This window comes from Roseateles sp. YR242 (assembly GCF_900109745.1).
Classification (GTDB): Bacteria; Pseudomonadota; Gammaproteobacteria; order Burkholderiales; family Burkholderiaceae_C; genus Roseateles.
Genome location: NZ_FOAV01000008.1, coordinates 109,422 through 121,856 on the forward strand (window position 1 = coordinate 109,422; position 12,435 = coordinate 121,856).

At 69.0% G+C, this 12,435-nt stretch carries 7 protein-coding genes; all 7 read right to left on the bottom strand.

All coding sequences use genetic code 11. The features are described 5' to 3' along the window. Positions 1-11 precede the first annotated feature (11 nt). The 7 genes from BMY53_RS16025 to BMY53_RS16055 all read right to left on the bottom strand — a co-directional run bounded on the left by BMY53_RS16025 (position 12) and on the right by BMY53_RS16055 (position 12,408). Entirely contained in the window at positions 12-1,517 is a 1,506-nt protein-coding gene (locus BMY53_RS16025; protein ID WP_092947503.1) for an MFS transporter, read from the bottom strand. 23 nt (positions 1,518-1,540) lie between these two features. Beyond that, positions 1,541-2,629, bottom strand: coding sequence for a LacI family DNA-binding transcriptional regulator (locus BMY53_RS16030; RefSeq protein ID WP_092947504.1), 1,089 nt, complete (start codon positions 2,627-2,629; stop codon positions 1,541-1,543). Positions 2,630-2,706: 77 nt separating this feature from the next. Further along, complete coding sequence (locus tag BMY53_RS16035) at positions 2,707-4,074, bottom strand: GH1 family beta-glucosidase (protein ID WP_092947505.1); 1,368 nt, start codon at positions 4,072-4,074, stop codon at positions 2,707-2,709. A gap of 96 nt (positions 4,075-4,170) precedes the next feature. Continuing rightward, positions 4,171-5,538, bottom strand: coding sequence for a GDSL-type esterase/lipase family protein (locus BMY53_RS16040; RefSeq protein ID WP_218151243.1), 1,368 nt, complete (start codon positions 5,536-5,538; stop codon positions 4,171-4,173). Between the two features lie 17 nt (positions 5,539-5,555). Further along, positions 5,556-8,180 carry a glycoside hydrolase family 95 protein gene (locus tag BMY53_RS16045; protein WP_255370237.1) on the bottom strand — a complete coding sequence of 875 codons (2,625 nt, stop codon included), beginning with the start codon at positions 8,178-8,180 and terminating at the stop codon, positions 5,556-5,558. Next, positions 8,177-10,564: a hypothetical protein gene (locus BMY53_RS16050; RefSeq protein ID WP_218151244.1), complete on the bottom strand. Its 2,388-nt coding sequence runs from the start codon at positions 10,562-10,564 to the stop codon at positions 8,177-8,179. The genes BMY53_RS16045 and BMY53_RS16050 overlap by 4 nt, the downstream gene beginning before the upstream one ends. Positions 10,565-10,572: 8 nt before the next feature. Further along, positions 10,573-12,408 carry a DUF5597 domain-containing protein gene (locus tag BMY53_RS16055; protein ID WP_255370238.1) on the bottom strand — a complete coding sequence of 612 codons (1,836 nt, stop codon included), beginning with the start codon at positions 12,406-12,408 and terminating at the stop codon, positions 10,573-10,575. Positions 12,409-12,435: the final 27 nt, after the last annotated feature.

Genomic DNA, 12,435 nt, shown 5'->3' on the forward strand with positions numbered 1-12,435 from the left:
AGCGGCGGCGCTCAGACCAGCCCGCGCTGCGACTCCAGCGTGGCGCGGATCTCGCCCATGCGCTTCTCCGTCAACTCGAAGCGCAGCAGTGCCACCAGCGCCACCACCAGGCCGATCACCGGAATGCCGGAGAGCAGGATGCGGATCATGAAGATGGCGTGATCCGACTGCACCGGCAACTTGGAATCAAAACCGGTGAATTGCAGGATCCAGCCCGAGGCGCCCACGCCCAGTGCAATGCCCACCTTGGAGATCCACGACTGGCAGGCCGAGAATGAGCCCTCGCGGCGTTGCCCGGTCTGTGTCTCGTCGTAATCCACCACGTCGGCCAGGGTGGACCCATACAGTGTCCAGAAGCCCGCGCCGGTGAAGGCCACGAAGCCGCAGGCCAGCAACTGCAGGGCCGGGTGCTCGGGGTCGTACAGCCACCAGTCCGAGATGAAGGCGCAGATGGCCAGGCTGAGCACCACGCTCAGCCCGATCCGCTTGCCGAAGTGCCGGGCCACCCGGTTGAAGAACAGGATGCCCACAAAGCCGAAGCCCATGCCGGCCAGGCCCATGCCGGTGTTCCATTGCGTGGCGAGGGTGATGTCGCCCTTGCAGACGTAATAGACGGTGGCGTAGTAGCCCAGGGCGGCCACCATGGCCGTGCCCATGCCGTAGGCCAGCATCATGCACAGCAGGTGGCGGAAGGGCCGGCAGCGCAGGGTGCGCCACAAGGTGTCGCGAAAGGGGATGTGGCTCTGGGTGCGTGCCACCAGGTTGACGTAATAACGTTCGCGCACCAGCAGGAACATGGCAATGGAGACCGCCACCATGATGGCCCCGAGGATGGTGCAGTAGGTCTGGGCGCCGCGCAGGATGTCGGGCTTGCCGTCCGCATCATGGAACCAGGCCAGTGTGGTGAACTGGGCGGCAAAGAACATCGCCAGCTCCGGCGCCTTCTGGATGGCATTGCGCACCGACTGGACGTTGGTGCGCTCGTGATAGTCCGGCGTCATTTCCGCACCCAGGCTCACCCAGGGCATGTTGAAGCAGCTCATCACCGGTACATACAGGATGGTGGAGGCCACCATGAAGATGAAGTACTCGGTATCCGTCCAGCCGCGTCCCACGGCAAACATCAGCGGCAGGCCGATGCCCGCCAGCACACCGCCCACCAGGATGAAGGGCCGGCGGCGGCCGTAGCGGGTGCGGGTGTTGTCGGAGAGCCAGCCGAAGATCGCGTCCGAGGCGGCATCCACCAGCACCTTGATCATCTGCGCGGTGGAGATCAGGCCGGGCGCCACGCCCAGGAACACATTGAAGACGTGAAAGGCCAGGGCCGGGTACAGCCAGTGGCCCCAGAGGTCGATCAGCGAGCCCAGCCCGTAGCCCACCTTCTGCGGTATCGGGACCCGGTCCGCCCCCTTGGTGACCGTTCCCGTGCCGGTGCCCCCAAGGCCAGGGGCAGGGGCCGCGGCCGAGAGGGCGGCGGCGCTGGAGTCGTTGGATACCGTCAGGGGATGAGCACTCATGGCAATGCGGGCCGGAGCCCGTGTCAGGTGATGCGTAACGGCCCGGGCCGTGGCGCAGAGAGGGTGGCGCCGTCCACCAGTTCGGTGGGCAGCACAAGATTGGTGGCGGGTGGCGGGGTGCCTTCGCCCAGCTTGGCGTCGACGCTGGCCACCAGCAGCCGGGCGGCACGCTGGCCCAGCTCGCGCAGCGGCTGCCGCACGGTGGCCATGCGGGCGGAACGGGCCAACTGGGTGTCGTCGAACCCCACCAGGGAGATCTGTTGCGGCACCTGCAGGCCGCGCGCCACCAGCACGTCCAGACAGCCCATGGCGATGGCGTCGTTGCCGGCAAAGATGGCGTGCGGCATTTCTTCGCCGCAGTGCGCCTCCAGCCATTGCGTCAGGCGGCGGCGGCCGGATTCGGCATGGAAGTCGCCCAGCACCACATGGTCCGGCGGCGGTTCGCGGCCGGCCAGTGCATGGGCACGCAGGTAGCCCTCCACGCGTCGCCGCGCCCCCAGCGAGTGGCTGGGCCCGGCCAGATGAAGGATGCGGTGATGGCCCATGGTCAGCAGGTGGGTCACCATGGCCTGGGCACCCGCTTCCTCGTCCGACTCCAGGTTGATCACCCCCGGAATGACCACGTTGCTGTGGATGGAGAGGATGGGTGTGTGATCGGGCAGGCGCTGGGCCTCCTGCTCGTCCAGCAGCGGGGCGAGCAGGATCAGGCCGTCAATGCGGCCATCGCAGAAGGACGGGATGCGCTCGGCATTGCGGTGCCAGTCCTCCAGCGCGAACACGGTGGTGTTCTGGCCGAGTTCGGCGCCGGCCTCCACCACGCCGCTGAACACCTCCAGGAAATACTGGTTGAGTTCTTCGCGGTTGAGGGTGGTGGCCAGCCCCAGCGTGTTCATCCGCCGGTTGGTGAGCGCCCGGGCGGTGGCGTTGGGCCGGTAGTTGAGCCGCCGCGCCGCTTCCAGGATGCGTTCCCGTGTCTCGTCGCTGATGCGCGCCGAGGTGCGGGCCCCGTTGAGCACGGCCGAGGCCGCCATGGCGGAGACGCCAGCCTCCCGCCCCACATCGGCCAGGGTGGCAGCGTGGCGGGGATTGCGGGGTTTGGCGGGCGTGGTCATGGTGGGGTGGGCGCGGAGGAGGCGCAGGTCGTCAGGTCAGGCCGGGAGCATGCCTGAAACCAGCGCCGGTGGCATCGTCAAAGCACCCGCCTTTCACGCACCACATCGGCGTAATAACGCGCCGAGAGCTTGGGGGTGCGCTGCTGGGTCTGGAAATCGCAATGCACCAGCCCGAAACGGCGGCGGTACCCGTCTTCCCATTCGTAGTTGTCGATGAAGGACCAGCAGAAATAGCCGTCCAGCGGGACGCCATCACCGATGGCGCGGTGCACCTCGCGCAGGTGGCTGCGCAGGTACTCGCGCCGGTGCAGATCGAGTACCTCGCCGTTCACGAGCGGCTCGTCGTCATAACCGCAGCCGTTTTCGGTGATGAAGATGGACTGGTGGCCGTACAGCGCATGGGCCAGGCGCGGCGCCCAGTAGATGGATTGCGGCATCAGGTGCAGCCAGGGCGGATCGGCCCGCGGGTAGTTGGGCGGCAGCGGCAGGGTGTCGTAGCCATCCGCGTTGTCGCTGGCGCGCACGTAGTGGCCGGTGTAGATGTTCAGGCCCAGGAAGTCGGTGGGCTGGCTGATCAGGGCGAAGTCACCGTCGGCCACGCGCGGTGCGGCGGCGCCGACCCGGTTCAGGTAGCTCTGGGGGTAATGGCCGGCGTGGATGGCGCCGAGGATGTGGGCATTGCGGTCACGGAACCAGGCGGTGGCGGCCGCGATGTCCGCGTCAGTTTCGGTGACCGGCACGCAGACGTCGCAGTTGTCGGTGAGGCCCACCCGGGCACCATCGCCGCCGTATTTGCGCACGGCGCGCACAGCCAGGCCGTGGCAGACCAGGGCATGGTGGTAGGTCTGGTTCACCACCGCCTCGGGTTCACGGCGGCCCGGCGCCTTGATGCCGTGGCCGTAGGCCAGGAGGGTGAAGCAGCGGATCTCGTTGAGGGTGATCCAGTGCTTCACCTCGCCCGAGAAGGCGCTCACCACGGTCTCGGCATAACGGGCAAATGCGTCCACCGTTTCCCGCGAGGTCCAGCCCCCGCGCTGCTCCAGCGGCAGCGGCAGGTCCCAGTGGAACAGCGTCACCCACGGCGTGATGCCGTGACGCTTCATGCTGGCAAACAGGCGGTGATAGAAATCCAGCCCGGCCTGGTTCACCGTGGCGCCGCCATCGGGATGGATGCGCGGCCAGGCGATGGAGAGGCGGTAGTCGCGGATGCCCAGCGCCGCCATCAGGGCAAAGTCCTCGTCGAAGCGGTGGTAGTGGTCCACCGCCACGTCCAGCGTGTCGCCGCCGAAGACGGCACCGGGCTGACGGGAGAAGTGGTCCCAGTTGGATTCACCCTTGCCGTCCGTGAACGCCGCGCCCTCGATCTGGGGGGCGGAGGCGGAGACACCCAGTACGAAGTGGCTGGGGAAGGGCGAGTTGTAGCCAAAGGGCGGGGTGGGGGGCATCGGAGCGTTCATGAGGTGGAAGGAGGGCGGGAGCAGCGTTGGGTGCAGCGTTGGGTGCGGCGTGGGGGCAGGGTTGGCGCGTGGGCGTGAGGTCGGTCAGGGCGCGGATCTGGAAGCCGAGGGAGCTGGAGGACCTGCCGCAGGGGTGAGCGCGACCATGGCACTGAGCGTCGGAACCAGGGCATTCGCCCAGAGGCGGTAGCCTTGTTCGCTGAGGTGCAGCCAGTCGGGCATCACGTCCGCGGAGAGCGTGCCGTCCGCGTTCATCAGCACGCGGCTGATGTCGAGGAATTTCACGGTCTCTCCGTCGGCAAAGCCGGCGATGAGGCGGTTGATGTCGTCATTGATGGCGCGCAGCGGGCCGCCCGGTTTTTGCTCACGTGGGAAAACAGCCAGCAGCAGGATGCGGGTGGCCGGCAGGCGCATGCGCAGTTCATCGATGAGGCGGCGGATGCCGGCGGCGGTGGTGCGCGGGTCTTCCTGCCGGTCACCGGTGTTGTTGGTGCCGATCATGAGCACGGCCACCTTGGGCGCGATGCCGTCCACCTCACCATGCTGCAGCCGCCACAGCACGTTCTCGGTGTGGTCGCCGCCGAAGCCGAGATTGAGTGCGTGGTAGCGCGCGAAGTGCTCCTGCCAGACCGGCGCCCCGGCGTCCTCCCAGCCCTGGGTGATCGAGTCGCCGATGAACACGACTTCCGGCAACTGGCCGCTTGCCCGCTGCTGCTGGACCTGGGCGAGCTTCTGTTCATGGCGCGGCTGCCACCACTCCAGCGCCCAGACCTGCAGCAGCGGGCTGGGGGTGACCGACTCGGTGCGGTAGTCCGCGCAGAAGGCGTTGGGTACGCCACGCTTGAGCACCCGCACATTGGCAATGCTGAGCTTGCCGGTGCCGCTGGTGTCGACGGAGAACGGCTGGGTGACGGCGCCGAAGTCGTCGCCGTCACGGTGGAAGCAGTTCAGGGCGAACGACAGGCGCTGCCAGCCTTTGCCCTGCAGGGCCCGGGCGGGCAGCAGATAGTTCACCTTGCGCTCGCAGCCCTCGCCGCAGGCCAGCTTCACCGTCAGGCCCCCGTGAGCGAGCTCCTCGACGTTGATGTCGAACTCCAACGTGCCCTGGGGCAGGTAGGGGCGCAGGTTCACCGGCGGGCCGCCCTCCAGGCGCAGGGTGGCAAACCAGGCTTCCTTCCATTGCAGCGTCAGTGCGTCACGCGCGGCGGACTTGCTGGAACGGCTGGCGCTGACCTCGCTGGTGGGGACCTGCGGGTGGGCAGGCTTGGGCACGACCGCGTTTTCGCCGGTCAAGCGGGCGCCGCGTTCGAAGTCGGCCACGCCGATGGACCAGCCACTCAGCGGCTGGCCGACGAACAGGGGCAGTTCGTCGGGGCTGGCAGTTGGCGCCGTGGTGGCGGCAGTGGCCAGGGGCGTGCCGGCGAGGGCAGCGCTCAGGGAAGTGGCGGTCATGACCATGCGCAACAGCTTCATAGGGATGGGTTGTTGGGAGAGGCAGAAGGGGGTGTGGGCGGCCAGGGTCCATCCAGGAGGAGCGGTTTTCCGCGCACCAAGGTGGCTTTCATGCGGCGATCCCCGACGCGGATGACCACCTCGGTGTCCGCGGCGGTGGCGCGCAGAACGGCCCGGCTGAGCTGCCCGGCCTGCCAGCGCAGGTCCACCTCCACACCGGGTCGGGCCCGCAGGCCCCGGGCCTCGCCTTCGGGCCAGGCGGAGGGCAGGGCCGGCAGCAAGTGGATCTCATCGGCGTGGGACTGCAGCAATTGCTCGATCACGGCCGCCGTGGCGCCGAAGTTGCCGTCGATCTGGAAGGGGGGGTGGGCGTCCAGCAGGTTGGGATAGGTGCCACCGTGGTTGTTGTGCTCGGTGCCGGGGCCGTTCTGCTGCGCAGCGCGCGCACCGGGTGTGGCCAGCAGGCCGCGCAGCAGCTGGTGGGCATGGTCCCCATCCCCCAGGCGCGCCCGGAAGGCAATCTTCCAGGCCATGGACCAGCCGGTGCCGGCATCCCCGCGCGCCTGCAGCGTGCGGCGCGCGGCATCGGCCAGGGCCGGTGTACGGGACGGAGAAATCTGCCGGCCGGGGAAGAGCGCGAAGAGATGCGAAACGTGGCGGTGGGTGTCGGTGGGCGTGTCCAGCACCGGGTCCTGCTTTTCGTCCAGCCACTCCAGCAACTGGCCCCAGCGACCTGTGCGCGGACCGGCCAGGCGGTCGCGCAGGTTCGCGAGGTGGTCACGCCAGGGCTTGTCCGTGCTCAGGGCGTCTGCCGCGGCCACGGTGTTGTTGAACAGTTCCCACAGGATCTGCTGGTCGTAGCTGACGCCGTCCTCCACGGGGCCATGCTCCGGCGACCAGCCTTGTGGCGCCACCAGGCGCCCGTCCGGCAGTGCCTTGAGCTGGTCCTCCCAGAACTGGCAGACCTCTTTCATCAACGGGTAGGCCTGCTCGCGCAGGAAGCGCTCATCGCGCCCGAAGGCGTAGTGCTCCCAGAAGTGCAGGGCGTACCAGGCGTTGCCGGTCTTGTTCCACAGGTAGCCCATGGCGCCGAAGGGGTTGGATTCGGTGCGCACAGTCCAGCCCCGCACGGGGCGGCCATCGGCGCTGAGGAAGCGTTCCTCGGGGGGGCGGGCATTGCCGGCATGGGCGTCGATGGGAATGGGCTCCTCCGACGGTGCAGTGGCCGCACGGGACTGGGCCGCGACCTCGGCCACCGTGCGCCGGTACACCGGCACCTGGCTCTGCACGAACTGGAAGAAGGGCTGCGCCAGCTCGGCCAGATTCGCCGTTTCTGCGGGCCAGTAGTTCATCTGCAGGTTGATGTTGGTGTGGTAATCCGAGTTCCAGGGCGGCGTGAGGCTGTCGTTCCACAGGCCCTGCAGGTTGGCGGGCAAGGCATCCCGGGAGCTGGCGATGAGCAGGTAACGGCCGTATTGAGCGTAGAGCGCTTCCAGTTCGGGATCGCCGCCTTCGGCGGTGTAGCGGCGCAGGCGTTCGTCGGTGGGCAGGGCGCGGCGGTCGGCGCTGGTGGCGCCCAGGTTCAGGTGGACGCGGTTGAAGAGCTGCTGGTGGTCGCGCACGTGGGCTTGTCGCAGGGCGCTGAAGGGCTTGGCTTCGGCGGCCTGGAGCTGGGCTGCCACCCGGGGGCGGGGATCCTCACCGAGGAACTGGCGCGCGGCGACCGGCACGTAGCTGGTGCCGGCGGCCAGCCTGATCGTCAAGGCGTCGCAGCGCTCGAAGACCAGCTGCTGGCCATCCTGGCGGACGCTGCCGCCTTCGGCCTGCAGCACCAGGCGGCTTGCGTATTGAAGGCTGGGCGCCGCATTGGCTGCGGGCGTGGAACCGGTCGCGCTCGTGACGGATGCAGTCCCTGCGGGCGGCTGGCCATCGCCGAGCGGCGCCAGCGCACCGATCGCTTCGATGGTCCGGCCGTGGGCTTCGATGCGTGCCCCATGGCGATCTTCCAGGGACAGCCGGCCGCTGTATTGGCCCGGGCGACTGGCGGTGAGACGCACAACGATGACCTGGTCCGGATGGCTGGCAAAAGTCTCGCGATCGAAACGCACGCCCTCGCGCCGATAGGAGACGTGGTGGACCGCCCGGGCGATGTCCAGCTCGCGCCGGTAAGCGCTGATGCCCTGGTCATGGCCGGGCAGCGCCAGCACCACATTGCCAAAGGGCTGATAGGCGCCCATGTGGCGCGCATCACCGGTCCACAAGGTGATGTCGTTGAAGGAGATGCGGTCGCGTGCCAGCCCGCCGAACAACATGGCGCCCAGGCGGCCATTGCCGATGGGCAAGGCCTGCTGCTCCCAGCCGGCGGGGGTGTCGGGGGCCGGGGCGGTATAGCGCAGGGTCTGCGGGAGCGGCAGGCGCTGCGGGCCTTTGCCGGTGCGCGCCGCTTCGGAAGCTGCCGTTGGCGGCTGAGCTTGTGCAGTGGTGTGGGCCAGCAACACGCCCCAGGTGAGCGCCGCCGACAGGGCGACCACCGTGCGCAAGGGACCTTGCAATGCTTGCCTCAGCGAGTGCCATGGGCTTTTGGCGGTGGTGCCAGGCCCTTCGACGAAGCGTGGCGACATGCTGGTGCCGGTGCTGGTCATGCCTGCCCCTTCGGCCGGCCGACCACCACGCCACGCCCGTGAGGTGCGAGGAACACGACGCCGTGCTTGAGGGGATCGGCCGCCATCGACAGCAGGCGGCCGTAGCGGTGCTGCGGATCGTCGATGCGGACGAAGCGCTGGCCCGCATCGTCGGAGCGGAACAGACCCTCTTGCGCCGGGGCGCCTTCGGCGGGTGAGACCTGGCCCCAGAGATACAAGGCGTGAGTGGATGCACCTGGTGCGGCCTTGCCCAGCGCCAGCATCCAGGCCTGTGCCACCAGAGGCAGGCGTTGCATCGGTTCGTCCACGCCCGGGAAGTGCAGCAGCCCATCCGGCAGGGCCAGCCAGAGGTCGCGAGCGCGCCCCGGGGCTACCACCAGCTGGGCGAAGTCGGCATCATTGACAACGGGCAGGCCGGTAATCACGGGTGCGAAGCTGGCGCCGCCGTCCAGGCTGGCCAGCACGGTGCCGGCGCTGCGGTCGTGCAGGTAGAACACACCTTCCACGGTGCGGTCCGCCACGGGCCACAGTTGCGGGCTTGGCGAAGCGGGCCAGCCGGTGCTGGGGGCCCAGGTCCGACCCTTGTCGCGGGACCAGAGCGCTGCCTGGCGCTCCGGCGCCCAGACCAGGAAGCCGCCGGATGCGGACACGGCCACGATGCCGGTGGGCGCGCGTTGCCCCTGTGCCGTCCTTGCTTGGCGCGGCGAAGGGCCGAAGGCCTTCCAGCTGGCGCCACCATCCACGGAGACATAACCCCCCGTGGCGCAATGGTCCGAGGTGCGGGCCAGGATGGCGGGGGCCAGTTGAGCGAAGTCGACGGACCGGTTGGTCTCATTGCTGGGCGCGAAGAGGCCGGCGGCGGGCGGCTGGTCCAGCTGTTCCCATGCCGCGCCGGAGACGTCGCCCATCGCCGCCAGCAGCGTGGCGCCGCCCGACGGGCTCTTGATCTCCAGCGTCGCCGTCTCTTCGATACCGGCCACCTCGAAACGCCATGGCACGCGGGCGTCCGATGCGGGCCGCGTGGCCAGATCGAGCCGGTCCGTCATCCACAGGCCGTAGCCAGTGCCGTAGACCGCCCGGTGGCCATTAAAAGGGTCCAGCTTCACGTCCGCGAGCCAGTGCCCCATGGGATCGGGGCGACGGGTGTTGCCCTTGTAGTTGGCCAGCCACGGATGGGTGGACAGGTCATGGGTGGAGCGGGCGCCCACGGCAGCCCAGGTGCGCCCACCGTCCTCGCTGAGGAACAGGTCGTCCCCATCGGCCCACCGCTCAAAGGTGGAGACGATCAGGCGTCCGGGGCGTTGGTGGTCCGCATCCACGCCAGCGTAACCGAAGCCTCGCGCCCCGCTGCCGGGGCGCACCGGGGTGATGTCGGTCCAGCGGCCCTGCGTGTCGCGCTTCCACACGCTGCCGGTGGTGGCGTAGCTGGGGTTGGCAACGTGGCGGCCGTCGCCCACGGCGAAGGCGACATACAGCACGCCGTCGGGGCCGAAGGCGGCGTGCTGCGGGGCCTGGGCTGGCGTTTCGGTGACGCGGCGGAAGCTGCCGCCCCCATCGTCGGACACATGCAGGCCGGGCTGGTCATGGCTGCCCACATAGACGCGGCGTGTCGCCTGGCCCTTGCGGCCGCTGGCAGCATCGAAGAGCACCAGCGAGACATGGCGCGGGGAAAAAGGCAGGCGCTGGAAGCTGCGGCCACGGTCCGAGCTGCGCAACAGCCCGTCCTGCGAGCTGCCCAGCAGCAGCGTGTCGCCATGCCACGGGTCGACCTGCAGGCGCTCGCCGCTGCCTCGGCCTGGGGAGTTGCCGCCGATCTTGATGCCCAGCTCGTGGATCGTCCAGGTGGCGCCCCGGTCGGTGGAGGCGAGCAGGGCGCCGTCGCGTGAGGCTGCGTCCAGATAGAGACCGCAGGCGGCATAAAGCCGGTTGGCGTCCTGTGGGTCGACGGCCAGGCTCAGTACACCCATCAGGTCGGCCTGAGGCTTGGTGAGGTGGTCCAGCAGGGGCAGCCAGCGGCGCGCGGTACCGTCGTAGCGATAGGCGCCGCCGATGTCGGTGCGGCAGTACAGCAGGCCCTGTTCACGGGGGTGGAAGAGAAATCCGTCGATGAAGCCACCGCCGCCAAACGGGAGGCTGGCCCAGGTGTAGTCGGCATGCGCGGCGCGGACCGGCGCGCCATCCGCCACCGGCTCGGCGGCGGACGCGGCCATCAGTGCGCCAAACGGTGTCCAGGCCAGTGCACCCGCAGTACCTCTGGCGCAGGAGGACAGCCACTGGCGGCGGCCCATGAAGGACGGCAGCGGCGTGGCGGGCCCCTCCAACGGATCGGCGCTGAGGGGCCGTGGCGTGGGCGTCTGGTGGCGCTGATCGGTCTTGTCAGTCATGGCGCTGTTCAATACCGTCCCAGCCGCACACGCAGCACGGTGCCCCGCGCCGGCAGGTTGAAGCCCCAGTCGACCTGGTCGCCATTCCAGCGGCGGGTCATGACCCAGCGGCCCTTGGCGTCGAACTGGCCTTCTTCAGCGCTGAGCAGGGTGTGGCCTCGACCCTTGAAACTGGCGTCCGGATTGAAACGCACCCGCGTGCGCTGGCCCACCACGATGAACTCGTCAGGCCCGATCTGCGCAATGGCCACGCCGCCCTGGGGTTGCTCGCTGCCTGCGGGCGCATCGTCCTTGAGCTGGGGCCAACTGCGTTCACCGAATTGCCATTCACCAAAGCTGAGCTGGGCCGTCCAGCCGTCCAGGGCCAGGCTCTGGGCCTGGTGGTCGTCGCCCTCGGCGGCCCCCCGCGTGCGGCCCTGCAGGGCCCAGCCGGCCCAGGCGCTGGCCATCGGGCGCAGCAGGCGGTAGACCTGGGCGATGGGCGCGGTCATGCGCTCGTCGGTGTGGGCACTGCCCAGCGGGTAGTTGCTGTAGTCCGCATAGTCCACGCCGAAGGGCGAGACCCCGATGCCACCACGGCCCAGCACCTGATAGATATACCGCGCATAACGCGGCGCGTTGCCCATCTCCGGCACCCAGAGGGCGTTGTCCGGCCGCTGGAACTGGTCGAGGATGGCGGTGACCTTGGCCGACTCCGGCATGTAGATGTCGGGGCCGATCACGTCGATGTGAGGCGCTGCGGCCTTGTAGATGCCGAGCACGTCGTAGGTCGGGCCACCGCTGGCGAAGTTCTTCTTCCACGGGGCCTTGGGTTCGAGCGGCTCGCGCAGGGCATTGTTGACCCACATGGGCAGGTCGTGCACCGCGCGGCCCGCCTGGGCGATGCGCTCGATGTAGCGGGCAATGGCCCAGCTGTGGAAGTACTGGTCGGCGTCGTCGCCATAGACCTGGCGCCAGCTTCCCTGGGTAGCGCCCGGCACTGTCGCGGGCTGACGGCGCAAGACCTCCGCCGGTACCGGGGCCTCGAACGCGGACTGCGCGGCAGCGCCATGGTCACGCGCCAGGCCGTAGGTGCCGACCTCGTTCTGCACCTGCACCATGATGACGGTGTGCCGGTCGCCGTCGACCCGCTTGAGGTGGGTCATCAGCGCAACGAAAGCGCGGCGATCGGCCTCCAGCGTCGCTTCGCCGAACGGGGAGAGGCAATAACTCGGCTTGCCGTCCTCGTCGAGCATCGGCGGGTAACGGTCGGGATTCAGCTTCACCCAGGCAGGGGTGTATTGCGCGCTGGTGTTCTTCCAGGTCGCGAACCACAGCAGCACCACCCGCACCTGCTGCTGGCGCGCCTGGGCGATCAGGGTGTCGACGAAACTGAAGTCGAATCGGCCTTCCTCCGGTTCCACCTGTTCCCACGCGATGGGCACGGCCACCGTGTTGGCCTGGGCATCACGTACCGCAGGCCAGACCTGGGGCAGGGCGCCCGGCCAGTTGCTGGAGTTGTGCACTTGCGCGGCCAGCATGAGGAAAGGCTGACCGTCGACCATCAGGGCCCAGCGGCCGTCCTGCTGCACCAGGCGAGGGAGAAGGCGCGAGTTGGTGGCGGAGGCCGGCAGGCTCGCCGATGCGGTTGCTGGCGCCGCCATGGCCGGCATGGGGACTGAAAGTGCTGTCAGGCCCGTGACCAGGCCCACGAACAGGCCGACGAACAGGCCCACGCACCGGCCCAAGTACAGACCCGTGGACCGTCCCGTGGACAGCCCCGTGGACAGCCCACCGATACCCCGGCGCGCGCCTCGCCCGCTGTGGCCAGCGAGGAACGCCCGTGGAGCGCGAAGGAAGGACATCAACCGCATCGCCGGGGTACTCCTCAG